The sequence below is a fragment of the Limibacter armeniacum genome (genome assembly GCF_036880985.1).
Lineage (GTDB): Bacteria > Bacteroidota > Bacteroidia > Cytophagales > Flammeovirgaceae > Limibacter > Limibacter armeniacum.
The window spans coordinates 504,468-530,198 of sequence record NZ_JBAJNO010000009.1; the positions used below are offsets into that span (position 1 = coordinate 504,468).

At 42.6% G+C, this 25,731-nt stretch carries 19 protein-coding genes; 4 read left to right on the forward strand and 15 right to left on the reverse strand.

Annotation, left to right across the window (positions count from 1 at the left end; translation table 11 throughout):
- Positions 1 to 13 precede the first annotated feature (13 nt).
- Together V6R21_RS19710 and V6R21_RS19715 are read right to left on the reverse strand one after the other, a co-directional pair.
- Complete coding sequence (locus V6R21_RS19710; protein ID WP_334245272.1) at positions 14 to 1,474, reverse strand: long-chain fatty acid transport protein; 1,461 nt, start codon at positions 1,472 to 1,474, stop codon at positions 14 to 16.
- A gap of 294 nt (positions 1,475 to 1,768) precedes the next feature.
- Positions 1,769 to 2,575 (reverse strand): SDR family NAD(P)-dependent oxidoreductase, encoded by an 807-nt coding sequence (locus V6R21_RS19715; RefSeq protein ID WP_334245273.1) that lies wholly within the window; start codon positions 2,573 to 2,575, stop codon positions 1,769 to 1,771.
- Positions 2,576 to 2,795: 220 nt separating this feature from the next.
- On the opposite strand from V6R21_RS19715, the gene V6R21_RS19720 reads away from it, so the two are divergent.
- Positions 2,796 to 3,362: a TetR/AcrR family transcriptional regulator gene (locus V6R21_RS19720; RefSeq protein ID WP_334245274.1), complete on the forward strand. Its 567-nt coding sequence runs from the start codon at positions 2,796 to 2,798 to the stop codon at positions 3,360 to 3,362.
- A 91-nt stretch (positions 3,363 to 3,453) separates the two neighbouring features.
- Here V6R21_RS19720 and V6R21_RS19725 read toward each other — a convergent pair whose 3' ends face one another.
- From V6R21_RS19725 to V6R21_RS19785, 13 genes are all read right to left on the reverse strand, one after another.
- Entirely contained in the window at positions 3,454 to 4,629 is a 1,176-nt protein-coding gene (locus V6R21_RS19725) for an aldose epimerase family protein (protein ID WP_334245275.1), read from the reverse strand.
- A gap of 109 nt (positions 4,630 to 4,738) precedes the next feature.
- Positions 4,739 to 5,833: a glycoside hydrolase 5 family protein gene (locus V6R21_RS19730; RefSeq protein ID WP_334245276.1), complete on the reverse strand. Its 1,095-nt coding sequence runs from the start codon at positions 5,831 to 5,833 to the stop codon at positions 4,739 to 4,741.
- Positions 5,834 to 5,889: 56 nt separating this feature from the next.
- The gene (locus V6R21_RS19735; protein ID WP_334245277.1) at positions 5,890 to 6,933 is read right to left on the reverse strand and encodes a glycoside hydrolase family protein; all 1,044 of its coding nucleotides are present in this window, start codon (positions 6,931 to 6,933) and stop codon (positions 5,890 to 5,892) included.
- 1 nt (position 6,934) lies between these two features.
- Positions 6,935 to 9,193, reverse strand: coding sequence for an RICIN domain-containing protein (locus tag V6R21_RS19740; RefSeq protein WP_334245278.1), 2,259 nt, complete (start codon positions 9,191 to 9,193; stop codon positions 6,935 to 6,937).
- 52 nt (positions 9,194 to 9,245) lie between these two features.
- The gene (locus V6R21_RS19745; RefSeq protein WP_334245279.1) at positions 9,246 to 10,271 is read right to left on the reverse strand and encodes a glycoside hydrolase family 43 protein; all 1,026 of its coding nucleotides are present in this window, start codon (positions 10,269 to 10,271) and stop codon (positions 9,246 to 9,248) included.
- An 8-nt stretch (positions 10,272 to 10,279) separates the two neighbouring features.
- Positions 10,280 to 11,293, reverse strand: coding sequence for a glycoside hydrolase family 43 protein (locus V6R21_RS19750; RefSeq protein WP_334245280.1), 1,014 nt, complete (start codon positions 11,291 to 11,293; stop codon positions 10,280 to 10,282).
- A gap of 175 nt (positions 11,294 to 11,468) precedes the next feature.
- The gene (locus tag V6R21_RS19755) at positions 11,469 to 12,998 is read right to left on the reverse strand and encodes a RagB/SusD family nutrient uptake outer membrane protein (protein WP_334245281.1); all 1,530 of its coding nucleotides are present in this window, start codon (positions 12,996 to 12,998) and stop codon (positions 11,469 to 11,471) included.
- An 18-nt stretch (positions 12,999 to 13,016) separates the two neighbouring features.
- Entirely contained in the window at positions 13,017 to 16,340 is a 3,324-nt protein-coding gene (locus V6R21_RS19760) for a SusC/RagA family TonB-linked outer membrane protein (protein WP_334245282.1), read from the reverse strand.
- A gap of 166 nt (positions 16,341 to 16,506) precedes the next feature.
- Positions 16,507 to 17,556 (reverse strand): FecR family protein, encoded by a 1,050-nt coding sequence (locus V6R21_RS19765; RefSeq protein WP_334245283.1) that lies wholly within the window; start codon positions 17,554 to 17,556, stop codon positions 16,507 to 16,509.
- 126 nt (positions 17,557 to 17,682) lie between these two features.
- Positions 17,683 to 18,354, reverse strand: a complete 672-nt coding sequence (locus V6R21_RS19770) for an RNA polymerase sigma factor (protein ID WP_334245284.1) — start codon at positions 18,352 to 18,354, stop codon at positions 17,683 to 17,685.
- A 486-nt stretch (positions 18,355 to 18,840) separates the two neighbouring features.
- Positions 18,841 to 19,212 carry a VOC family protein gene (locus V6R21_RS19775; protein ID WP_334245285.1) on the reverse strand — a complete coding sequence of 124 codons (372 nt, stop codon included), beginning with the start codon at positions 19,210 to 19,212 and terminating at the stop codon, positions 18,841 to 18,843.
- A gap of 55 nt (positions 19,213 to 19,267) precedes the next feature.
- The gene (locus tag V6R21_RS19780; protein WP_334245286.1) at positions 19,268 to 19,738 is read right to left on the reverse strand and encodes a DinB family protein; all 471 of its coding nucleotides are present in this window, start codon (positions 19,736 to 19,738) and stop codon (positions 19,268 to 19,270) included.
- 70 nt (positions 19,739 to 19,808) lie between these two features.
- A complete protein-coding gene (locus V6R21_RS19785; RefSeq protein ID WP_334245287.1) occupies positions 19,809 to 20,570 on the reverse strand; it encodes a metallophosphoesterase family protein in 762 nt (253 codons plus the stop codon).
- 442 nt (positions 20,571 to 21,012) lie between these two features.
- Between V6R21_RS19785 and katG the strand changes: the two genes are divergently transcribed.
- The 3 genes from katG (at position 21,013) to V6R21_RS19800 (ending at position 25,616) form a co-directional block, all read left to right on the forward strand.
- Positions 21,013 to 23,316, forward strand: coding sequence for a catalase/peroxidase HPI (gene katG, locus V6R21_RS19790; protein ID WP_334245288.1), 2,304 nt, complete (start codon positions 21,013 to 21,015; stop codon positions 23,314 to 23,316).
- Between the two features lie 253 nt (positions 23,317 to 23,569).
- Positions 23,570 to 24,271: a helix-turn-helix domain-containing protein gene (locus V6R21_RS19795; RefSeq protein WP_334245289.1), complete on the forward strand. Its 702-nt coding sequence runs from the start codon at positions 23,570 to 23,572 to the stop codon at positions 24,269 to 24,271.
- Between the two features lie 421 nt (positions 24,272 to 24,692).
- On the forward strand, positions 24,693 to 25,616 hold the full coding sequence (locus tag V6R21_RS19800) for a S1/P1 nuclease (protein WP_334245290.1): 924 nt from the start codon (positions 24,693 to 24,695) through the stop codon (positions 25,614 to 25,616).
- The last annotated feature ends 115 nt before the right edge of the window (positions 25,617 to 25,731 follow it).

Below are 25,731 nucleotides of genomic sequence, written 5' to 3' on the forward strand. Positions count from 1 at the left end.
AACCCATACTAGGCTACTCTTTCTTCTTATCGAATTTGTCTTCCAGCTTCTTGGCGTAGTCCTTAAAGAATGGCACCGAGAAACTAAACACCAGTCGCCAACGGCTCCATTTGATTTTAGCAGTTTCATTAGGATCAAAAATATCATTAGACTCTCCCTCTTCAGGAAAATTAAACGGTCTTGCAAAATCCTGACTTCCTCCTGTGTATGCCGTTCCCAAGGTGATATCAGCTCCTTTGAAGTTCAAAACTACTCCTCCTGCAAAGTGGTAATAGTCTGCCGAGAATGCCGTATTGGAAGCTACTTCACCATTGGAGAAAAAGCTGGTCACATCTGTTGGAACTGCCGAAAAATCAGTACTCATACTAACATATCCTGACACTTTTTCACTCAGGTATATCTCAGCCCCAACCCCTACATTGATGACACTGTTCAGGTCATCAACCAATTGAAAGTTAATGGTGTCGCCATCACTTTGGGAAACAAATGGATCAATCTCCATAACTGTATAGGAAGAAATGCCACTGAACCACTCAGCACTTATATTGAGACTGCTTTTGTTAAATGGAATGCTTGCACCAAGCCCAATCGAAAGAGGAGTTTTCCTTTTGGCACTCAAACCACTTTGGTTATCCGCAGTATAAAGGTCCGGACTTGTCGACACGCCTTCTATCCCCGAAAAGAACTCTCCAAATTCATACTTCCCATCTCCTGTAATCTCAATCATAGGAGTGGTTACAGTCAAGCCCAACAACACATCTTTCCATAGGTAAGAAAGACCTGCTTTCCAGATTAACCCATACTTTTTGAAACTGAAGTTTCGGTTAAAACGGAATATTGCCACCTCATTGTTTTCTGCCAATGCCTGCAATTCAATATTATTCCCTTTGCTCTGTTCAAAAATGACCCCGTTGGTTGTCAGCCCCAAGCTCAGTTTCTCACTGACAGGATATGACCATGCCACCGAAAACCACTCTTCCTTGACGTTTTGCTTAAAGCGAACCAGTCCTCGGAAGTATTCATCACCTGGGAAAGCTTCCAAGACATCGCCAAACGATTCTTCATCATAACTTAAATCCAAGTCGATGCGCTGTCGCTGTAATACTGCATAGGCAAAATGGTGTTTCGGAGCGAAACCCAACTTAAACGTACCGGCTGCCATACTGGGAACTCCACCAAAATCTCTCTTGGATAAATTGGCGTTTTCACCAACGGCATCCTCAAACTTATATGAATTCAATTCATATACATCAGCACTCAGCAAGAAGGCAGGGTTATCGATCATCCCTAATCGGGCAGGGTTATAAAACACGGCTCCCAGATCACTTACACCACCAATCACCGAGTTACTCAATAGCATAGACTTCGTACCATAATGCTGCGTCCAATAATGACCGTCTTGGGCCAAGACGTCAAAGGTTTGAATAAACAAAACCAGTAATACAAGCAGGAATTTGTAAAGGTATATTTTCATAGCAGATCAGCAGTTGAGACTTTTGTAATACTACAAAGCATCTTGGGTAGGCTTTGAAGGGAAGAGGATATGTTATTAAGTGGCAAGCATGAATAGCTAAACCAGAAGAGTAACTATAAAATAAGCATTATTCAAACAGATGAAAAGCAGTGAAGTGACTTTAAGTCGGTAGATGATGTTAGCCGTAATTATAAAACCCAACAGCTCAAAAAATGATGTTCAAAAAGCTAGTTTAAAAACAAAAGCGGAATGTTATCTCACGATTCCGCTTTTGAGAAAATTGATATCAACACACTACTTTTTGGCTAAAGCCCCCATCTGTTTTACAATAAACTTCACCGCCTTCTCAGGATTAAAACGGTAGAAGAAATCCAGAAAACGGGCATCCTTTCCTACCATTACACGATACTTGTTCTGCTCAATGGCATCAATCATAATCTCTGCTGCCTTCTGAGGAGACAGTGTTTTAGCTGCCTGTTCGGCTGCATCGCCATTTCCCCTCATTTCAACACCTGAATTGGTCGTAATATTCGTATTTACTGCTCCGGGATGAATAACCGTCACATGTACTTGAGTATCCTTTAGCTCGGCGTAAAGTCCTTCTGTCAATAGTTTGACGGCTGCTTTTGAAGCTCCATAAAACGTCTGTCCCGGAAATGGAATAAAACCACCCATGCTGGAAACATTGGCGATATGACCTTCTGGTCTCTCCAACAAATGTGGCAGGAATGATTTCACCATATATAGGGCACCATAAAAATTGATATTCATGATACGCTCAATACGTTCATAGTCAAGATCTTTCACGTCAATAAAGGGTTGAATGATTCCAGCATTATTGATAATACCATCAACCACCCCATGCTCCTCAATGACTACCTGAGGAAAAGCCTCCACTTTTGCTTTATCTGTAATATCCAGTACATGGATTGAGAGATTTTTAGCCAGTTCACCAGCGAGTTGCTTTGTTTCTTCCAGTCCTGACTCATTGATATCCGCTGTGGCTACTTTAGCCCCTTTATTGAGTAACTGAAGCGTCAGCTCACGCCCCATTCCACTACCGCCACCGGTCACCACAATCACCTTGTCTTTAACTTTCATAGGATCTTAGATTTTTGAGCACTACTCCTACAATACCAATGAGCTACTGGAAATTGAAGGTTTGTTAGTTTACTTAATAAATGATACACCTTGCATCACTCACAATTTATGTGATACATTTTGTATCACATAATATCACAGGTTAAATTTGTTAAAACCCAAATAGCAATAACCTTAAGATGAAGGCACTTTGTTGTCAATCACCATTTATATTTGAAGCATGAGAAATTACTCTTCAAAAACTGACCGTCCCGTCACTGATATCCGAAGTGATGCTTCAGCCAACAGGCAGGCGATTATACTTGCTGCCCGAAATGCCTTTATTGAAAGAGGGACAGAAGTATCTTTAACCGATATAGCGAAAGAAGCTGGTGTTTCGAGGGCAACACTATACCGAAACTTCCCTGATATGGAAACCATTGTCATGGAGGTATTTCAATATAACTTAGATATTCTGGAAGAACGTGCCAACACGATAGAGGGTGAAAAAGACCGATTTTTCAAGTTACTGGAAGTCATCATCGAACAACAAACAGATTTCCAATGGTTGGCCTCTAGGTTGTCACATATTGATGAAAGTATCATACAGCGCATCTATACTATCTTTGAACAACCCGTACAGGAAGCCAAGGTTTCAGGATGCATTCGAGAGGATTTTCAACTCACCGAGGACTTACCCTTGCTGCTGATGATGACAAGTGGAGCATTATTGTTACATGATGACACTGAAAAGTCTTTTAGGGTCAAGCGTGCCCTCACCTTAATACTGGAAGGAATAAGAAAGTAAATCGACATAGTCTTTATAAAGATCAAAGACCATAAGCCTCAACTGAAGCCTATGGTCTTTTTTCACATATTTCAGAATCCTTCAAAACGACCTATTTTTCTACCGAAAACCTGTAAACCGATTTGGTATGATACGTTTCGTTTGGCTCCAATACCGTTGATGGAAAATCCGGTTGATTAGGTGAATCCGGAAAGTGCTGTGTCTCCAGACAGAATGCCGTCCTGTAATCATCCTTTGCACCACTCTTGAAGGTATTCTGACCTTTCATAAAGTTGCCGCTGTAGAACTGCAAACCCGGTTCCTGCGTCAGAATTTCCATTTTGATTCCTGTCTTGTCTCCCCATACAGTAGCAGCCTTGAACATTGTTTCTGAATCAGTCCCTCTGCTCAATACAAAATTGTGGTCATAGCCTCCTCCATTGGTCAACTGAAGGTTGTCTTCACCAATTCTTTTACCAATCGTCTCAGCATTTCGGAAATCAAAAGGTGTATTTTCAACTTCTGCCAGCTCGCCTGAAGGAATCAGTGTACTATCTACTGGCGTATAAAAATCCGCATTGACTTGCAGCTTGTGATCCAAGATGGTACCACTTCCTTCTCCATTCAGGTTAAAGAAAGCGTGATTGGTCAGGTTCACCACTGTCTTTTGGTCTGTTGTTGCCTTGTACTCAATCGAAAGTCCATTGTCTTCCGTCAGACTGTAGGTCACATAAACATCCAGATTACCCGGGAAACCTTCCTCCAAATGCTTTTCCACAAAATGCAGCTCCAAGGTCTTTTCATCCTTCTGTTGAGCATCCCATACTACATACTGAAAACCCTTGTCTCCCCCATGCAGCATATTGGGACCGTTGTTGGTGTCCAGTGTATATTCCTCACCATCCAACATGAATTTCCCATTGGCAATCCGGTTTCCATACCGTCCAATGGTTGCGCCAAAATAAGGTTCTGTTGACTCCGCAAACTTCTCCACACTACCGAAGCCAACCACAACATCCATTAAGTTTCCGTTCTTGTCCGGCACTTTCAATCCTACAAGCCTGCCACCATAGTTGGTGATAGCGGCTGTCATACCCTGACTGTTTTTTAGCAAATAAAGATGTGTCTGTTTTTCGCCTGCCTTGCTTTCAAAAGCCTTGGCTGACAACCATTCTTTACCATTTACGGTTGCCTCATTTACTTGAGTATTACCATTTTCCTGCTTGCAACTTGCCAAGGACAATCCTCCTAAAAGGAGCAAACCTATGATTCCATTATTCCATCTCATAATTAAAAAGTTTTAAGGTTTTGAAAAAGGCAAGAGAAGTTAGAATCAGGTTAAGGTCTAACTTCTGCATGCCTACAATCAGGTTAATAATCAGGGCTAACAGTGCTTACTACTGAACTTTCTCATTCAGTTCCTTGATCAGGTTCACCTCCTCCTCAGAGTATGGTGTACCATCTTTTCTGAATACATCATGGAACCAAGTTTCTGGCTCTGAGCCATCTTCTACTGGTGTATCCCAAGCGTAAATGGTATTTGTCTTTCCTGACACCAATCCCCAGTTGATGGCACTGATTCCTTCTCGCTTCAGCATCGGCAAAGTATTCAGGAAAGTATTGCCATTGGTACGTGCCATATACTCTGTACATACCATCGGTCTGCCGTAAGTTTTCAGACTGTCAATCCAGCTCTGGTGTGTCTTCGGGTCCATGTAATTATGGTAAGTGGTAATATCAGAATGCGCCAACTGGAAAGCATTCAACTCCTTCAGCTCGATATTCCAGAAACCTGCTGAAATAGGCTGTGTAGGGTCCACTTCTCTTGCCCATTCAAATACTTTTTTCAGCAATGGCATTGACTTATTACCATAACCACTGTTACCTGGCTCGTTGTAAAGGTCCCAAATTGCAATACGCTCATCACCCGAAAACTCTGTCAAAACATCCTTTACATAGCTTTCAAGCAAAGGATACATTGTCGTATCACCATGTACCGAAGGTCCCGGATCCTGTACCCAACCGGAGTTGTGGATACCCGTTTTAGGCTCAGGCTGTGTACCAGCGACATAAGTCGCATTCCAGCAGTCATCAAAGAAGACAAAGATGGTTTTAATGCCGTGCTTGTCTGCAATGCTCAAGTACTGCTTTACACGGTTCTTGAAACCTTGCTTGTCCTGTTCCCAAGCGACATGGTGCAGGTATACGCGCATGGCATTGAACCCGATCGATTCTGCATAGCCCAATTCTCTGTCCATTGTTTCAGGGTCAAAAGTCTCCGCCTGCCACATCTCCAGCTGGTTGATGGCCGTGCTTGGCTGGAAGTTTCCGCCTGTCATCCAACCCATTTTCTTTGACCATGCTTCTGCTTCCTCCACTGTCCATCTGGTGCCTACTTCCTTCTTGGTCTCATTTGCTACTTCATGCTTTTGTGCTTGCTTACAGGCAAAAAAAGTTGCCGCTACTGCTGCATAGATTAAGATCTTTTTCATGGTCTTTTCTTTTATACTGATTAAAAAAATTGATTGCTCCTGTTCAAGTAATGCCTTTACATTCCCTCTTCTTTCTCGATTCCAAATGCATTGACTAGCTTGTCATACTCCGCTTTGGAAATGGTGATCATGCAGCCGTGCCTTACCTTGGAAGGGAATGAATACTTGTCCCAATCTGCGAAGAAGGTATAACCCGAAATCTGGTGCCAAGGACCTTCCAACTTTGAGGAAACCGAAAGCCCATACGATACCCCCGGATATTGCTCATAGTACAGGTACCAAACCTTTCCGTCAGGTGAAGGAATCAACATTGGTGCTTCCCTGAAGTTGGGGCTGATCGGGTCAGACAGGTGCTCATAAGGTCCGAACAGGTTGTCCGAGCTTGCGATACGGATCGTTTTCCCCGTTGGCCAATCCAAAGTAGGATAAGCCTCATCCTTGATAATGGTATAGTACTTCTCCCCGATTTTGCGGATGCTGACATCAATGGTACCCATGTCCCAAGGCAGCAGCTTCTGAGGGGTATCCGAAAAGTTCACCAAATCCTTGGAAGTAACATACAAGGTTCTTTGGCTAGCCCAGTAGCGTTCAGGGTCTTTCTTTGTTCCTTCCTTGTGAGGCGTGTGCCATGTCATCACATATTGCGCTGACGGCTGGTCATAATACAGTTTTGGGGCACCTATCCGCTGCAAGGGCTTGTAATTAGGTGTCTTTTTCAGGTCAGGGGTATAAGTGCTGTGCTTTTTCCATTCAACCAAATCTTCCGAAACCCAGATATTGATATCAGGCGATGCATCACTTTCGTTACCCGCAATGTAGTAGCGTCCATCATGCCCCTTACAGATATCCGGATGTCCTTTGTACCCCTCAAACACCCTTTTCCCACTGTTTAACTGTTTCCAATGCAGTCCATCCAAACTGACTGAGTAATACAACCTTCCATAATCTGCATGGGTCATATGGGCAAACAGATAAGCCTCATGGACAGGTTTTCCGTTTTTCACTTGCCCCGGAGGGTCCGGTTGTTGACCGAATGCTATTCCCGAAAAAAGCAGAGCGACAAAAAGTAAGGTCGCCCCAAATAGTTTTCTGTTGATCATCTTACTGTTCGATTAGGATTTTTTTCGTGTGATTAATACCATCCGCTTCAAAGGATATGATATGCATACCTTTACTGCCTGACGGAATTTTGATATCAAAACTGTTGAGTCCTTTCTGGAAAGTGATTTCCTTTCTGCTGATTTCCTGTCCCAAAATATTTGTGACTGAAACAGTGACACGCTCTTCTATCTTGCTATTGAAATCCAGTTGGAAAGTACCGGGTGATGGGTTGGGATAGACTTTCAGCGTCAACTCCTTGTCCATCTCTTGAATCCCCTCTCTTGCTCCTGCTCCTACTGAGGTTAGCAGCCAACGTTGGCAATCACCACCAATCCAGTCCCAGAGCTGAACATTGGCACCGTCAGCTGTTGAACAGGCTGAAACATCCAGCACCTTTTTCCCATTCTTGGAGATAATCCGGTAATAACCCGTCTCCACTTCTTCAAAACCCCAGCGTTGGCAGTTTGCCCCATTGGAAGTCCACTGCTGTACATTCTGACCACTTACTGACAAACAGGCATCCACATCCAAAGCCAATCCACTTACCACTGAGATCAACTCATAGTAGCCATCCGCTGTGGCCTGTACCGTCCATTTCTGGCAGTCTGCTCCGTTCCAAGGCCATTGTTGTACGTTGGCTCCAGCTGTTGTAGAACAGGCATCAACGTCCAATACTTTCTGGCTATGTTTTGCAGAAATGCGGAATGTGCCTTCAGTTACCTGATTTGGGCTGACAGGTTCGATCTTCCATTGCTGACAGTCACCACCAAGCCACTCCCACTGCTGTACATTCTGACCGTCTGCTATATTGCAGCCCGATACATCCAGTACTTTTCCACTATTCTTGGATACCAAACGGTAATAACCTCCTCCTACTTCTTCTACATACCACCTTTGACAATCAGCACCATTCCAAGGCCATTGCTGCACATTTCCTCCATTGCCTGTTGCGCAAGCATCCACTTCCAAAGCCTTTCCACTTACCTGAGCTGTAATTTTGTATTCCCTGTTCCCCAGATACTCAAACTTCCAGCGCTGGCAATCTCTACCTGCCCATGGCCACTGCTGTACATTGGCGCCATCACTGGTAGCGCAAGCATCGACATCCAATGCTTTACCGCTGTGTTTGGCTACCAAACGGTAGACGCCATCCGCTATTGGGGCATTGAATGGACCTGATGCCACATACATTCTGCATTCTTTGTTCGCCATCTGAATGATCTCTGCCCCGTTTGCCTTTGATACAAACTGGGTGCTGTAACTGCCACAAGGGTTTGTCCCATCGCTTGGAGAGAAGATGGGTGCCGCTCTTTCAGCCCATAAGCCACTGGCATTGGTACTATTTACAAAGTACACCTGCCCGTTCCGAGATGCATTAACGTTATTCCCATCCCTGAGTACCTGAGCAGCCATCAACAGTTCTCCATTAGCAGTGCCATTGTCAATCCAAGTGATGGTTGGAGCATGCGAGAAGTGGTTTCCTGACACAGATTCCACTCTTGTTCCGGTGGATGTGACAGTTCCCCAGTTAAGCCCATCTGAAGAAGTCCTTACAAATGCATCACAGTTATAGGTACTGCCACAGATCTCATATGCCATGACATAATCACCATTCGGTAACTTGGAAACGGTAGGCATTCCTGGACGCTGAATATTATCGGGCATACCAATGTCTATGACCTCCCCTCCCCAAGTCTGTCCTCCATCTGTGGATACCTTATGGGCGATCAACTGGTTATAGCCTGATGACTTATGTTCTTCGGAAGCATAATACATGACAAGGTTTCCATTGTCATCAATGGCAAATTCCGCTTCCCAAAGTCCTGTATTCCCCGTAACTGGCGTGGAGAAAAGGCTCCATGTATAGCCATGGTCCGTACTCTTGTAAATCTTCAAGGCTCTGGCTGCAGGCGCTGCTCCATTGTGGGCAGAAACGGTCCAAAACAAGGTTCCGGCTGCTGTATTACCCAATTGCTGGGGTACTTCATACAGTTCGCTGCAACAGGTATTCTGATACTGGGTTTCCGGAATGACTGCTATCTGAGACCAGCTATTGCCATCATCAGTGCTCTGGTAGATATGCCCTGCACCAATCACATCAAAACTGGCAATCAGGCGACCATTTGCATTCCCGCTGGCAGCAAGCCTGATCATCCTTGGGTAAAAGGAAGTGACATCTTCCAACAAAATTTCCTGAGCTGTAGCAAAGCCCATTGATAGTATTGTCAAGCAGAAAACCAGTAATAAATTGCGTTTCATTTTTCCATGTGTTTTGGGTATTAATTTGACCAATGGCCATATTTTAAGTTGATTACAAAGAAGGAATCGGCAGTACTTCACCTGTCTTGACAGGCGTTCCGAAGTTGGGTGTACCGTCTTTTTTCCAAGTAAAGCGCTGTGCCCTTGGCGAACGGAAATGTCCACAGCCCTGCCCCGATTCCGCATTGGCATGGTAGAGTATCCAGTCTTCCTTTCCATCAGGAGATTTGAAGAAGGAATTATGTCCGGGTGCAAAAACACCGTTTTCAGATGATTGGCTGAATACTGGCTCAGCATGTTTTTTCCAAGCTGAAGCATCCAACAAATCTCTGTCTGCATCTGCTGTCAGCATGCCCAGTGCATAGAAATCCGTCCAGCATCCGCTGGCAGAGAAGATCAGGATCAGCTTGTTGTCGTGCATGAGAATCTGCGGACCTTCATTCACGTTGACATGTGGAGGATTTACAGGATCATTCAGGTCTCCATGCTTTTCCCAAGCGTAGGTTGGTGTAGAAATCCTCACACGGTTGCCATCTATCGTCCACGGGTTTTTCATTCTAGCAATAAAGATGTCCTGCTGTCCATTGGTATCTCCTTCCCAACCTGACCAAACCATATATAGCTGACCATTGTGCTTGAATACGGAACCGTCAATTGCCCATTTGTCAGACTTATCTGCTACCTTTCCCTTCAGTTTCCATTTCCCTTTCAGTGGATCCTTGTCCTTGCATTCCAGTACATACATTCTGTGGTTATCATTCTTGCCGTCATCTGCAGCAAAGTAGATATACCAGCTTCCATCAATATGATGGATTTCAGGTGCCCAGATTTCCTTGGAATAATTGGTTCCTTGAGGTGGCGTCCAAACAGTACTGCTTTCAGCCGTTTTCAGGTTGGCGAGGTTATCCGTTTTCCAGATAGTGATCCTGTCCCCAACAGTATGGGTATAGTAATAATGTCCATCCATGTAAATGCTCCAAGGATCGGCGCCGGAAGGCAATAAAGGATTGGTAAAAGTGTCTTGAGCTGAAACACTTCCCACAATCAAGAGGAACAGGATTGTAATTATATTTCTCATAACAATGATTATATACTTTTAGAAGGAACAGGAAGTGCTACATTTGGCTTAACAGGCACACCGAATACAGGGTAACCGTTTTCATCCCAAGTAAACTTCTGTGCCCTTGGTGAGCGCTCCCATCCGCAGCCCCTGTTTGCACCTGTATTGGCATGGTATAGAATCCAGTCTTCCGTTCCGTCTGGCGACTTAAAGAAAGAGTTATGCCCTGTAGCATAGACATTATTTTCAGCAGACTGCTTGAAAACAGGCTTTTCTGATCGCTTCCATGAAGCTGGGTTCATCGGGTCACTATCTTTTGCTGCTGACAGCATTCCCAAAGAATATTCATCTGCCCAGCAAGCGCTTGCAGAGTAAATCAGGAACATCTTATCCTTTGGACCTTCCAAATACTGTGGTCCTTCCAGAATCTGTCTGCCCCCCATCTTTTCCCATTCGTACTCAGGATAAGCCAATGGCACCTGTTTCTTCTTGATGGTCCAAGGGTTTTTCATTTCTGCAATGCACAATACACTTTGTGGACCTATATAAGCTGAGTAGACAAAATAACGCTTGCCTTTGTGTTCAAACAAGGAACCATCCAAACCGCTGTACTGCGTATTTACTTTTCCTTTGTCCACCCACTCGCCTTTCAACGGGTCAGGGTTTGTGTTTTCCAATACAAAAACCCATCGGTTATGGTCACCTTCGTCAGCCTTGTCTGAAGCCGTATAATAGATGTACCATTTTCCATCTAACAGGTGGATTTCAGGTGCCCAGATCAGGGTAGAGTTTGGTCCTTCAACAGGTGGAGTCCAAACAGTTGCAGTATCCGCATTGGCTAAGTTATTTATCTCGTCAGTCCGCCATATTTTCAACCTGTTGCCTAAGGTATTCATATAATAATAGTGCCCGTTGATATGGGTAATCCAAGGGTCAGGCCCCGTTGGCAACAAGGGGTTGGTGAATGTATCCTGCGCATAGGAGACTCCTGCTGAAAGTAAGACTACCATCAGCAATAGGTATTGAGTCAAGTTTTTCATTTTGTTCAGATCTAATAATCAATTTTTCGGAAGCTGAAAAAATAGCAGGCAAAGCGATTCCTGACGGAAAACACAACCAATTGTGACCGTAAACAATGCTTTTGCCTTTCTCTTGAAAAGAGTCAGTAAATGAGAGCCATACGCCAATGGCGCAGGCTCTTGTAACATTTATTTATCAATATTCCGCATGCTGCGAAAGGTTCGGGTTATTCTCCACTTCCACCTGAGGGATTGGCAAACGATGATTTTTACCTACCTCAAAGTTCTTGAAATCAGGATCACGAAGTGCAATGTTATCTACCGCTGCTTGCGAATCCAAATCACCCCAACGCTTCAGGTCTTCCCATCTGTGGCTTTCCCCGCAAAGCTCCAGTACACGTTCCGTTTTCAGACGCTCCAGGAAAAGGTCAGCATCATTGCCGATAGCAGGATATGCAGTTGCCAGTGGTGCCATATTAGCCCTTGCTCTTACCTCATCGACATACTGGTATGCCTGCGCCGTTTGTCCCAACTCATTCAACACTTCAGCATATAGCAACAAGATGTCTGCATAACGGATCATTCTCAGGTTAACCTGCGAGTGATAATCCTCATTGTCCCTGTAATAGTCTCTCTGGTACTTTCTGAACCAAGCATCCTCGGCTCCCCACTGCCAGTCTCTTCCATAGATCTTGTCACCAAAGTCTGCTTCAATATCACTGTAGAAGACAGAATGTCTCAAGCGCTCATCCAGTTCTCCATCCTGATTCATCTCTTGCTTAAAGGCATCCACCAACCAGTGTCTTGCCTGACCATCAGACCACCCAATACCTGCCGGTGCAAAAAACTGCGCCCTGTTGTTACCCATGTTGGCATTTGGCTCATCACCGTCTCCTCCACCAAAGTTGTCATCCGAGAACTGAATCTCAAATACGGATTCCGAGTTGTTCTCAAACTCATGTGTAAAGTTGTCCTTGAAGTTTGGCATCAGGCTGTACGCTCCACTTCCTTCACCTGTGAAGAAGTAATCCAATGCACCTTTGGCTTCAGGCCACTTGCGTTGTTGCATATACATCTTGCCTAGCATGGCATTGGCTGCTCCACGCGTAGGTCTTCCTACATTGGCATCATCCCATTGTACTGGCAATGATTTCACGGCATCCATCAGGTCTGCTTCTACCTGTGCCCATACCTGCTCTACTGTCTTCTGTTCCGGCAGATCATCCGGCTCCGAAGGTTCTAATACGATTGGTGCATCTTCCCACAATACAGCAATATTGTAGTAGTAGAAAGCTCGGAAGAATTTTGCCTGAGCAATGATCTCCGCTTTTTGCGCTTCATCCATCTCGATGGCAGGCACATTTGAAATTACCTGATTGCAACGGTAAATCCCTTTGTAGTGATCTCTCCATGTAATGACGTTACCTTCCCAAAAATTGTAGTTTACATACTGGAATCTCGTCCAGTCGCCCAACTCAATCCAAGGGCTTTTGCTGTATCCTTCGTCAGAGGTCAGGTCGTATCTGAAATAAATCCATCTGCCCCACAAGCCTGGCTTGTACTGCATGGCATAGATGGCATTCAGTCCCAGTTCAGCATCTTCAGCTGACAGCCAAAACTGGTCTTCTGTGAGCGTATTCGGGTTTTTGACATCCAGTAGCTCATCACTACACCCATAGAACAGGGTGCTGAAAAGTACCAATGTGATATATGCTAAATTCTTCATTTCGATTTTCATATTTAATTAAAATCCAAAGTTCAAGCCTACTGATACAGTTTTCAGGTTAGGGAATGCGCCCAAGTCCAAACCTCTTTCATAGATGGATGGTCCCAAAAACTCAGGATCAAGTCCTTTGTATTTAGTCAGGGTGATCAGGTTCTGTGCAGACAACGATACAGAAGCATTCTCTACACCAATCTTGTTGGCAAATGATGCTGGCATATGGTAAGTCAAGCTGATGAATTTCAAACGGGCAAAGCTACCATCTTCCAACCATCTGTCCGTATCGGCTCTTGAGTTCAGTGTGGTTCCGTAGTAAGCACGTGGCACGTCTGTATTAGGGCTTTCTGGTGTCCAAGGCTGGATGCCTGTCGGGTAGTTGGAGTTGTCATCAAATCTGCCCATTACACTCATCGGACCGTTATAGACTGTTGCACCCAGTGAGCTGAACCAGTTCATGGTGAACTCAAAGTTTGAGTAAGACATATTCAGATTTAGCCCCAGCTCAACATCTGCCCAAGGGTTACCCAATACCACCTTGTCATCATTCGTGATACGACCGTCTCCATTGTGATCCACATAACGAATATCTCCCGGCTTGGCATCTGGCTGAATGATTGTTTCGTCCTTGCTTTTGTGTGCGCTTACTTCTGCCTCACTCTGGAAAATACCATCCGTCTCTAGCATATACCACATGCCGATTGGGTTGCCTACTGTTGTTACCGTATTTCCTACATAGATATCGTTTCTACCATATCCCAAATCCAACACCTTGTTCTTGATGGTGGTCAGGTTCAATGAAGCATTGTATTTCAGTTTCTTCTCAGCACCTCTCAGGGACAGGGAGAATTCAAAACCTGAATTGGAAATTGAGGCTGCGTTTACCACTGGGTTACCTCCATCATTTCCGGTTGTCATCGCAATTGGCGCTTCAGTCAGTACACCATCCGTCTTAGAGATATAGTACTCTGCTGTCGCTGTCAGCTTATCTTCAAAAAGTCCCAAGTCCAAACCGAAGTTCTGTTGCTGCAATCGCTCCCACTTCAAGTTATTGTTTGAAAGACGAACGTTGGTCGCTCCTGCCTCTACATGCTGATCTTTACCAATGACGATAGTTGGGAAAGTATTGATATTCTGCTGGTAGTCCCAGAAACCGATGTTGCTGCTACCCAAAGTACCGTAGTTGGCACGAAGCTTCAGGTTGCTGATCGCCTCTACATTAAAGAAAGGCTCTTCGCTTACTCTCCATCCAACTGCTACAGATGGGAAATTGGACCACCTGTTATCAGGGCTTAGTCTTGAAGTACCATCACGTCTTACCACTGCATTGAAGAAGTATTTGCCAGCATAGTTGTAGTTGATTCTACCCAAATAAGAAAGGAGTACGGCTTTTTGCTCAAAACCGGTTACCACAGCCTGATCACCTTGGTCCAATACTGTATAATACTCTCCAGTAGTTGGATTCTTAGGCAGGTTTCGCTTTCTACCCTCTATCCTCGAATACTGGTCTTCCTGATAAGTCTGACCTACCAAGGCTTCAAGATTGTGATTACCAAAAGTCTTATTGAAGCTGACAGTGTTTTCCACTAGCATCACCGCTGATCTTGCCCTGTTCTCAATCGCTAGTGAAGGTGTATATGGCTGGTTAAGCGTCCAGTTACCTTCCTTGCGCAAGTACAGGTAATGGTCATTACTTGTTTCATAACCGAAGTTTGCACGGTACTTCAATGATGGCAAGAATTGCAATTCAGACCAAACGTTACCTCTTACCCTGAAATTTTGGTTCAACCTATCATCAAATTCAGCAATTGCCAATGGGTTAGTTGCAAACGTTCTGGCTCTTGCCTCATTGCCATAACCGAACCCACCAGGGTTGTTCTCATCATAAACCGGGATGGTAGGCATCAAGCGAACTACATCCATTATTGGGTTGCCTGACATCTCATCACTCGTCGAGTTTGTAATCGCTACATTCTCTCCTATGCTGAAGATACCTCTCTTTGCCTGCGTATTTACCCTGATGCTATAACGATCAAAACCGGTACTGATCACCGTACCTTTATTCTTAAAATAGTTACCTGAAATCAGGTAATTACCATTCTCACTACCTCCTGAAAAAGTCAGGTTGTAATCATGGATATTTCCTGTTCTGAAAGTCTCATCCTGCCAGTCTGTATCATTGTTCAAGTCATGGTCCTGACGAGGTACGCCCGCATTGTCATAAGCCATGTCATTGATACGAATATACTCATCCCTTCCTGCCAAATCATACCTCGGGATGGTCTGGAAGCCTGTTTTGCCACTGAAGTTGATCTTCATCGGACCTTCCTTACCTTTTTTCGTAGTAATGATGATTACCCCATTGGCAGCTCTTGAACCGTAGATCGCAGCAGCAGAAGCATCCTTAAGTACCTGAATAGATTCAATATCATTTGGGTTAAAATCCCTGTTTGCGGTTGTAATCATCCCATCGATTACATACAGCGGGTTGTTACCTGAGAAGTTACTGATACCCCTGATCTGTATTTGTGCTTCAGAACCAGGAAGTCCGCCACCTCTGACAGTAACACCTGTTGCCAAACCTTGCATGGCCTCTGCCACTGTTGTTGCTTGTCTTTTCTGAAGATCCTCTGTCTTGACCACAGAAACCGCACCTGTCAGGTCTGCTTTTTTCTGTTGACCATAACCCACTACTACAATCTCTTCCAAAGCCGTCACATCCAACTCCATAGCCACATTGAGTGTAGTTTGTGTCCCAACAGTCACCTCTTTCGGCAAGTAACCAATTGAACTAAAAACCAATATAGTTTCCTGTGAAGGAACTGCTATTTTAAAGTTGCCTTCATAATCCGTCACCGTTCCTTTGGTTGTTCCCTTTATCACTACATTGACTCCGGGAATCCCTTCTGGGTTTTCGTCAGAAGTAACCTTCCCTGAGATATTGATCTCCTGAACAGGTACAGATTTAAAGGTTTCGCTTTTCTTGACGTTGATATTCTTATTGACCCTCTTGAAGTTCAAGTTAGATTGCTCTGACAGTTGAAGCATCAGTTCATAAAGGGTAATGTCCTTGTTAAAAGTGTATTTGGTATCTGAATTCACAATCTTCTTGTCGTAGAAAAATTTGAATTCTGACTTCTGCTCCACTTCCTGAAAAACTTCTGTTAAAGTAGCGTCCGTCACCCTCATCTGAATAGATACCTTTTTCAGACTCAGTGAGTCAGCATCATCCCCGCCCGAAGATTCTCCATCATGAGCCAGCACAAAGCCTACCACAACAACCTGTATCAAAATACCATAAAGGATATTTTTACAGGTGTGGTAAAAAAGTTGTGAGTTTTTTTTCATAATTTTGTTGATTATTGATTAACACTTACCCTGTGCCTTTACAATGTCAGTAGTGATTGTCCAGATCTGCAATTGACAATTTTCTGGCACAAAAGGGTTTTGAGAAACGGAAGATTCGCCAAAATCCTCCGTTTTTTCTTTTTAGTCCTCAGCTAAATACTTTATTTCAATTACAGCTAACGGTAATATTATTTCCATCAATCTGATAGTTGATACCATAGGTAAACTGTAAGCCAACCAACACTTCCTCAACACTTTCCTTATCAAACTTTCCATTGACTTTCCACTCAGAAGACGGTACTCCTAGTACTTTGATCTCCACCCCATACCACAGCTCCAACTGATTGATCACACTTTGGAAGTCAGCATCCTTAAATGCCAACACGCCATCTTTCCAGCCTACTTCTTCATCATAGTCAAAAGTCCCTTTGCTAAATGACTTCCCTGCCTTATCATACACCAGTTTCTCCCCCGGAAGTAGTATTTGCTGTTTCGACTTACCCTCTGTTCTCTCTACCACATTCACTTTTCCGCTTACCAATGCTACATTTATGGCTTCCTCATCGTCGAAGTACCTGACATTAAAGCTTGTACCCAACACAACCGTTTCAAGTTTGTTCGTCCTGACAATGAATGGCTTATCGGGATTCTTGACAACATCAAAGAATGCTTCACCACTCAACTCCACAATACGTTGCTTATCCGAGAATTGCTCAGGGTATTTAAGCACACTATTCGCATTCAGGCTCACAATACTGCCATCAGGCAATGTCACTTTGGAACGCATTCCTTTAGGGTTTGACACTTCATGTAAAGTGACCTCATTTCCATTCAAGAAGATTGACTCCACGTTGTTAAACGCATCAGTAAATACCAATGTCGCTGCAATTAAGATGACAACTGCCGCTGCAATTCCTCTATAAACCGAATTCCAGTTTCTCGTCCGCTCTACCTTAAATCGTCCTGACTCCTGATGCCTTTCATCCATAATATTTGAAAGCATGGATTCAATTTCAGTTGTCTCCAGATACGCTTCCTCAAACCGAATACCTTTCACAATAGACTTCGCTTGAGCTACTGCCTCTTTTCGGTTAGGTTCCGCATACATCCACTCTTGCCAATAAGCGTCTGTCTCGCTTGATGGCACCATTACCCAGTCCTTAAATCTTTCATCGGACAGTAACGTCAGTACTATATCTTTGTCTTGATCTTTCACAGTTTTATCAGCTTCTACTTATATAAGGGGGGAGTTTGAAAAATGATACCAGAAAAAAACAGTAAATTTTACATTTTTACACTTTCATCAAAAAAACACCTTCCTTGTTGATAAATTCACCACACACTACACATTTACTTTAAAAAAATTTAACAACAGCCAAATCATAAATAATGGCCCTATTAAGTCTTTAAGGTTACTAAGTGTATTGTAAAGAAGTCTTCTTGCAGAGGAGGTATGTGTAAAACCAAAGATTTCTGCTATCTCCTGATAACTAAGTCCCTCGTAATAAAAATAATAGATCACTTCACGTTCTCTTTCTGATAGGGATTTCAGCACCTCGTTCAGTCTTGACAACTGACTCTCTTTCAATTGGCTGTCAATCAGTTTCACTTCATGTGAAGTTTCCGATTGCAGTTCAAAGGCAAATGCCGTTTCATTTTTAGCTTGTGCTTTCTGGATTGAAGTCAGGTAATCGACCAACCTTCTACGAAATGCTTTGTACAGGTAGAGTTTAATGGCATTTGTATCGCCTAAACGACTTCGGCTATTTCTCAAATAAATAAAAAAGTCCTGTAGGCAATCCTTAACCAGATCCCTGTCCTGTGTAAACCTTATACCATAGTTGAAAAGTTGATTGACATACGTATTATAGATGTGTACAAATGCAGTATCATCCCCTTCCCTAAATGCTTTCCAAATTTTGCTGTCACTAACTGAATCATATTTCGTCTCTCGCTTCCCATCAATTTCGAGGAAAGCTTCATTATGTCCGCTGTTTTGAGGTGACTCTACCATAAGGCGTAGAAATTATATAAGTCGTAGTTCTATTAACAGGCTGTAATTCAACAGCAATAGTTAAAAGTAAAAGTACTGTTGTGTGTTAGCTTTACACTAATGGTTCTGTCAGCAGTTGTTTAAACCAAAAAGTTTTAAAAAACTTTCGGGTCGAATGGAGAAATACTTGGTTCATCAAAATACCATCCAAAGACTACCATTGTTCCATTTTTGAAAGCATTTTAATATATAATTGACTATCAGAATATTACCATCATAAATGGCTTTTATTCCAAAGTCAAAAGCAAAATGTAACAATTACGCTTGTTAATATAAATCAACATTAAGTATTTAAGCAAATAGTTTGCGAAAAGCGTAACTGGAAGAATAAAAAAAGCAGGCAAATGGATGGCAGGAAAGAACCAGTGCTCAACACTGTCTCTCAAAGAAGAAATTCACATGAAGAATATCCAAAATAAGTGCTATTGATTAAATGCTATTTTCCTCTTATTCGGATGCATTTTTGAATTCGCCAATATGCCATAACACTCCTGATGGGTCATACATAAAAAACTCTCTACCCCAATCATTGTCTCTTATTTCGGACACCTTGACTAGCCTATACTTTTTTGAAAGCTCTTTGTCCAAGATCTCCTGTAGGTAAAGATCCAAATCGTCGACCTCCAAAAATAGCATCGAATTATCAACCCACTCCTTGATATAATAGTCCTGTAAATAAAAACCGATTTGTTTACTGATCTTGAAATAGCTCATTTTTGAGTCAATCTCAAGCTCTTCAAACCCCATTTGACGATAAAAAGCCCTTGATTCGTTAAAGTCTTTTGCTCCTATAAAAGCCCTGATGGAATTAAAATTCATAATATTATGCTTTACTAGATCAGTTCTGAAAAACACTTTAATATAACCTAATTTATCAATCCCAAATAAAAGGACGCGCTACTCCTATTGCCCTCAGGTAAGAAATGAATTGCCCAGCATGGACAGATTCGTGATAACCAATTCTCAACAGGTAGTCTTCCAGCTTTCTTTTCTGCCCATTGCCTGGGTGGATGATTTCTGTAGTTTCCAATGCTGCATCAGAAAACCCATTTATCCGCTCAAGAAATGCTTGTCGGTATGGTGCTGCAAATTCAAGCTCATCAGCCAAGCTTATATAAGGACGACCTTCCCATGGCGATTGAAAGTCAGTCATATCTCCATTATTAGTAATAATAACATCCCAACCATAATCGGCACCCAATACATGTCTTATGATTTCAATTGCGGTCATTGCCTCTGGGTCAGGTTTCCAGAAATAAAATTCTTCAGGCAAGCCACTCCACAATAGCTTACTCCTTCTTCTGATTTCTTCCAAGTTCAGGATCAGTAATGCTGCTTTTTTCATGGGTATCCTTAAATCAAATCACTTATAATGGATTAACTATCAACAATGTAAATATATCAATTATTAAAAATCACCCATCAACCTGTTGTTGTAATTCCATTGCAGATAACATTTTAAGTGCATTTTCTTCAGACGGTACTTTCAGTACATTATTTAAGGCAAAGCTTTCAGCATAAGGGTAGTCAGATTTCATAATCAGGTCAGCTGCATATTCCAAATCATAATCTGTATGCATAAAATGAACCCCTTTATCCAGTAATAACCAATCAGCTCCTGTTTTTCCAAATGGCATACCTACACTACCTGCATTCACCACTTGCACACCCCCTACTTTTCTTTCAAACTGCATATGGGTATGCCCACAAATCACCAAAGGCACAGTTAAAAACTCAAAGAGTGATCGTAACTTTTCTTCAGAAGTCAACTTTGTAAATACTTCTACGTCACTTCTTGGTGTCCCATGACAAAAGAGCACTTTCCCTATTCCCTCCAATTCTAATTCACATGTTTTAGGCCACTTACCTATTTCATTTTGCTGTTTTGCGGTCAGTTGTCCTGTTACCCACCTTGCTTCTTCGTCTGCCCTTTCGGATAACCCATTTATTTTTTCTCCTTTCAGGCATCTTAAAACCTCTGACTCAGCATTGCCTAAAATATACTTTTTGGGCAATGGAAAGGATTGTAACAATGACAAAGTTTCTTTTCCCATAGGTCCTGACACTACATCTCCTCCAACTAAAATCAGATCTACACCATATGAGACAACATCTTTCAAGACTGCATCAAGAGCAAAAGGATTGGCATGGATATCATATAGGGCTGCAACTTTCATAATTGGTTTGGGCAATTAAAGTTTAAGGTTTGGTTTTAGTTAAAATGTTTTGTCTCTACTCACTTAATAAATAAGCTGAAAGGTTAAAACCAATATCGGTATAAGGATAAATATCAATTTAATTTTATGAATATCAAACCCATAACCATCACACATCACCTCTCATACATTCTCTTCTTTACTCTATGGATTCCACCTGACAGTTATTGATTGTTATTCGCAATGACTATTGAATACTCTAACATTGATAAATACTTAATCAATCATCAACCTTTAAAGCCTCTATCGATTAAAGATTCAAATAACTTGATCACTATAAATAGAGCCTGACAATGATGCTAATTGAAATTATCAATATCAACATCAAAACATTCGATAGACACCCAACCGATTAAGTCTGTATACTTGCAACATAATCTTAATAGATAAAATTTATAAAATTATGAAAAAGATAATGTTATTCAGCTGGTTAGTAGCTGCAGGTGCCTTCACCACAGCATGCCAGAAGAACAGCGACCAAGTAGCAGAAGCAAAGATGGATAGCACTTCAGGTGCTACAAAAAAGAGTCTATCTAATATGAAGGCAACCAGCAACATGCACTGGTGGCCTAACCAAATTAACCTGAGCATTCTGCGCCAGAACTCTACTCTGTCGGATCCTATGAACGAGAATTTCGACTATATCAAGGAGTTCAATAGCCTAGACTACTATACACTTAAAGAAGATATTAGAAAAGTATTGACAGAATCACAGGACTGGTGGCCTGCTGACTTCGGTCACTACGGTGGTTTGTTTATCAGAATGGCATGGCACAGTGCGGGTACTTATCGTACAGCAGATGGCCGTGGTGGTTCACGTGCAGGACAGCAGCGTTTTGCGCCATTGAACAGCTGGCCTGATAACGCAAACCTTGACAAGGCTAGACGTTTGCTTTGGCCAATCAAACAAAAATATGGTAAGAAGATCTCATGGGCTGACTTGATGGTGCTGACAGGTAACGTAGCACTGGAAGACATGGGCTTCAAGACATTTGGTTTTGCAGGTGGTAGAGAAGATGTTTGGGAACCTGAGATGGACGTGTACTGGGGTTCTGAGAAAAAGTGGTTGGATGACGAGCGTTACTCTGAAGACCGCACTAAGCTGGAAAGTCCGTTGGCAGCAGTTCAGATGGGGCTGATCTATGTAAACCCAGAAGGACCTAACGGTAACCCTGATCCGCTGTTGGCTGCAAAAGATATCCGTGACACTTTCGGTAGAATGGGTATGAACGATGAGGAAACAGTAGCCCTGATTGCAGGTGGTCACACTTTGGGTAAGGCACACGGTGCTGGTCCTGCTACACACGTAGGTCCTGATCCTGAGGCGGCAAGCATTGAGGAGCAAGGTTTCGGATGGAAGAGTGATTACAAATCAGGTAAAGGTGCGGATGCGATCACTTCAGGACTTGAGGTAACTTGGACACCTACACCTACACAATGGAGCCATATGTTCTTCTACAGCTTGTTCGAGAACGAATGGGAACTGACGAAGAGCCCTGCAGGTGCACACCAGTGGGTAGCGAAAGGCGAACCTAAGATGCTGGTTCCGGATGCATTTGACAAAGACAAAAAGCACAAGCCTACGATGTTTACAACAGACTTGTCGCTGAGGTTTGACCCAGGATTCGAAAAGATTGCAAGAAACTTCTACGAGAATCCTAAGTCATTTGATGATGCTTTTGCACGTGCTTGGTTTAAGCTGACTCACAGGGATATGGGACCAAACAGTACTTACCTTGGCCCAGAGGCTCCTTCAGAGAATCTGATCTGGCAAGATCCAATCCCAGCGGTTGATCACCAGCTGATTAACAAAAACGACATCGCAGCACTGAAATCAACAATCCTGAAATCAGATTTGTCTATCAGCGAAATGGTTTCTACTGCTTGGGCTTCGGCTTCTACTTACCGTGGTTCTGACAGAAGAGGTGGTGCTAACGGTGCAAGAATCCGTCTGGCTCCACAGAAAGACTGGGAAGTAAACAATCCTGCACAACTGGCGAAAGTGTTGGGTGTACTGGAGAAAATTCAGGCTGACTTCAACGCAAAATCAGGTTCGAAGAAAGTATCTATTGCTGACCTGATTGTACTGGCAGGTGATGCAGCTGTTGAGAAAGCGGCAGCCAACGCAGGTTACCCTGTTGCAATCCCATTCGTACCTGGTCGTATGGATGCTACACAAGAGCAAACAGATGTAGCGTCTTTCGGTCTGCTTGAGCCAATGGCTGACGGTTTCCGTAACTACCTGAAGACACGTTATACAATCCCTACAGAGGAACTGTTGGTTGACAAGGCGCAACTGCTGACGCTGACTGCTCCTGAAATGACCGTACTGGTAGGCGGTATGAGGTCATTGGGTGCTAACTACAATGGCTCTAAAGAGGGTATCTTCACTGACAACAAAGACAAACTGTCTAATGACTTCTTTGTAAATCTGTTGGACATGAGCACTGAGTGGAAAGCTGCTGATGATTCAAAAGAAGCATTTGAAGGAAGAGACAGAACTTCAGGTGAACTAAAATATACAGCAACTCGTGCTGACCTGATCTTCGGTTCAAACTCAGAACTGAGAGCTTTGGCTGAAGTTTATGCCAGCGACGATGCGAAAGAGAAGTTTGTAAAAGACTTCGTTGCAGCATGGGACAAAGTGATGAAGCTTGATAGATTTGACTTGATCTATCCTAAAAATAAAACCATCGCGAAGAATTAATAGTAGTTCTTCAATCATGTCAGAGAGGTCAACCCGAAAGGGTTGGCCTTTTCTTATTTTTAGTGTTTTATCAAAATGGTCATCATTTACCTTTCGGAACATAACCAGGAAAATGTGCAGCCAATTTATTGTAGGCATGCCTATATTCGGACTATTCCTTACTTGAAGCGTTGGCTAAGTTATTTTGCTCCTCCCCTCAGATCACTTATATTTTTTTATCAATTACCGATACGCAGCCAGCTAACCATATATAATGTCCCAACTGAATTTTTCACAGCGCCAACAAATCGAAACACTTCTTGCCAAAGGTTTTTCCCAAACGGAAATAGCCCAGCAACTTGGTGTACATAAGGCAACGGTTAGTCGGGAGATCTCTCGTAATAAATTGGCTGACGGAAAATATTCAGCCTCAATGGCTGAACAGAAAAAAGAGATCAGACGATATGTAGCCAATCAAAACCAGAAAGGAAGATGCAAAGACATCCATCTCACGCACAAATACCCCAAACTGGTACGCCAAAAGAGGGAAAAACAATACCATAGCCCTATGCTGGCTTTTTTTGCAACGCTTCCAGCAGCTCGGCAAGGACTTCCAAACTTTAGATTTAGAGTGGAACTAAGGACAGGCAGGTGGGAGATACGGGGCTATCGCTCAATGAAATGCCTCTCAATTAATAACAGGCTATGCTCTGGCAAGAGCAGGTTGGCGACCAACAAGATTTCTGTCATAAAAAGGTTTTACAGGAAATTGAGCCAGCACCCGTTTGCAGGTCGTCAGCACAAAATTTACTGGATGGACTATCGCTATAAATTACAGGCATTTCAGTACTATGGAATGAAAATAATTTGTAGAAAGCCGATTACTCAACCTTATTTCTTACATGAAAAAATAAGAACAGCCGTTTCAATGATTGAAACCTGTGCTGCTGAACCTGAGCTGAAAAATATTGCCTAAAGCAATACCCAAAACACGATCTTCTATCTTTACTTAAAGTAAATTGAAAGACCCACTTGGGTCTTTTTTTTTGATGAGATGGAAATGGAACATATAAAATAAAAACCACCCTCATCTGCGGTGAAAAAATCTGGTGTTGCAATTTGGAATTGGGAGGTGGCAATACACGGAAAGCAGTCTCGAATCTTGAACCTATAAAAAAATATTGAAGTGGAATAGGGATAGGGATTTTCGATGCGCCCCCTGCTCATTTAAAATACCAGACAGAAAAATGCATTCAACAAAGTACAAATGCCTCATACTTCATTTTTTCAGATTGCGATTACATGAATTTTACCATTAAATGATCGCTGACCATAAAAATATTTTAGATTCACATTTTAAAATTGAATTACTTTTTGACGTACAAAAAATTAAACCAATGAAGAAAAATCTGCTAACAATACTGCTTCTGGTATTGGCTACCCCAATCTTTGCGTGGAATGCAAAAGGACATATGACAGTAGCAGCGATTGCCTACAATCAGCTGGACTCTATTCAAAAAATTCAAGTGACAGAACTACTTAAATCTCACCCCGACTATAAAGACCAATGGGCAGTAGAATATAAGAATATCAAAAATGACCTTGAACTTGGACAGTATTTAATGATGAGAGCCAGTGTATGGCCAGATGAAATCAAAAACAGGAACAATCCAAATAAAAAATACAGCAGACCTGAGTGGCACTACATTACTTACAAAATAAAATTTGAGACGCACCATGACACAACTCAAGTAGATGGAAATGTAGAACCTAACGTTGTATGGGCTATTGACCACTCCACCGAGATGATTAAGGATAACACCCAAGATCAAGCGACAAGAGCAATGTATATGGCATGGTTAATTCACCTAATTGGGGATGTACACCAACCTCTGCACTGCGGTTCCATTTTTGATGCTTCCTACCCTAAAGGTGATAAAGGTGGAAACGGCTTCTATGTTAAACCAAGTTCATCAAGCGTCAACCTACACGCACTTTGGGATGGAGCATTAGGACGAGGTAAAACCAAAGATGCTGTAAAAATCAAGAACCAATCTGCTTTAATTACTCAAAATCAGTCTCAAGCTATATCGGGTTTCAGCTTAGAATACAATCCTAGAAAATGGAGTATCGAAAGCTTCGACCATGCTGTAGCAGAAGTCCACCTCAATGGAGACCTTAAAGGTTCTACGGATAAAACTGAAGCACCATCCCTTCCAGACCAGTATACTAAAGACATGCAAACGTTATCAGAAAAGAGGTGTTTACTCGCAGGTAAAAGACTTGGCACTACGATCAATAATTTTATCAGCTATCTGTAATTAGATACTTCCTCTTAAATAAGAGATAGCACAAAAAAGTCCCACTTAGAAGTAACCTAAGTGGGACTTTTTTACGATGTATTTCAAGTAGTTATGATCTCCATTATAACCAATT

Excerpts from the sequence above, each read along its gene's own strand:
- V6R21_RS19750 (WP_334245280.1), bottom strand. The coding sequence starts at position 11,293 with ATGAAAAACTTGACTCAATACCTATTGCTGATGGTAGTCTTACTTTCA.
- V6R21_RS19785 (WP_334245287.1), bottom strand. The coding sequence starts at position 20,570 with ATGAAAGTTGCAGCCCTATATGATATCCATGCCAATCCTTTTGCTCTT.
- V6R21_RS19710 (WP_334245272.1), bottom strand. The coding sequence starts at position 1,474 with ATGAAAATATACCTTTACAAATTCCTGCTTGTATTACTGGTTTTGTTT.
- V6R21_RS19715 (WP_334245273.1), bottom strand. The coding sequence starts at position 2,575 with ATGAAAGTTAAAGACAAGGTGATTGTGGTGACCGGTGGCGGTAGTGGA.
- V6R21_RS19755 (WP_334245281.1), bottom strand. The coding sequence starts at position 12,998 with ATGAAGAATTTAGCATATATCACATTGGTACTTTTCAGCACCCTGTTC.
- V6R21_RS19740 (WP_334245278.1), bottom strand. The coding sequence starts at position 9,193 with ATGAAACGCAATTTATTACTGGTTTTCTGCTTGACAATACTATCAATG.
- V6R21_RS19775 (WP_334245285.1), bottom strand. The coding sequence starts at position 19,212 with ATGAATTTTAATTCCATCAGGGCTTTTATAGGAGCAAAAGACTTTAAC.
- V6R21_RS19770 (WP_334245284.1), bottom strand. The coding sequence starts at position 18,354 with ATGGTAGAGTCACCTCAAAACAGCGGACATAATGAAGCTTTCCTCGAA.
- V6R21_RS19760 (WP_334245282.1), bottom strand. The coding sequence starts at position 16,340 with ATGAAAAAAAACTCACAACTTTTTTACCACACCTGTAAAAATATCCTT.
- V6R21_RS19730 (WP_334245276.1), bottom strand. The coding sequence starts at position 5,833 with ATGAAAAAGATCTTAATCTATGCAGCAGTAGCGGCAACTTTTTTTGCC.
- V6R21_RS19795 (WP_334245289.1), top strand. The coding sequence starts at position 23,570 with ATGTCCCAACTGAATTTTTCACAGCGCCAACAAATCGAAACACTTCTT.
- V6R21_RS19745 (WP_334245279.1), bottom strand. The coding sequence starts at position 10,271 with ATGAGAAATATAATTACAATCCTGTTCCTCTTGATTGTGGGAAGTGTT.
- V6R21_RS19720 (WP_334245274.1), top strand. The coding sequence starts at position 2,796 with ATGAGAAATTACTCTTCAAAAACTGACCGTCCCGTCACTGATATCCGA.
- V6R21_RS19780 (WP_334245286.1), bottom strand. The coding sequence starts at position 19,738 with ATGAAAAAAGCAGCATTACTGATCCTGAACTTGGAAGAAATCAGAAGA.
- V6R21_RS19800 (WP_334245290.1), top strand. The coding sequence starts at position 24,693 with ATGAAGAAAAATCTGCTAACAATACTGCTTCTGGTATTGGCTACCCCA.
- V6R21_RS19735 (WP_334245277.1), bottom strand. The coding sequence starts at position 6,933 with ATGATCAACAGAAAACTATTTGGGGCGACCTTACTTTTTGTCGCTCTG.
- V6R21_RS19725 (WP_334245275.1), bottom strand. The coding sequence starts at position 4,629 with ATGAGATGGAATAATGGAATCATAGGTTTGCTCCTTTTAGGAGGATTG.
- katG (WP_334245288.1), top strand. The coding sequence starts at position 21,013 with ATGAAAAAGATAATGTTATTCAGCTGGTTAGTAGCTGCAGGTGCCTTC.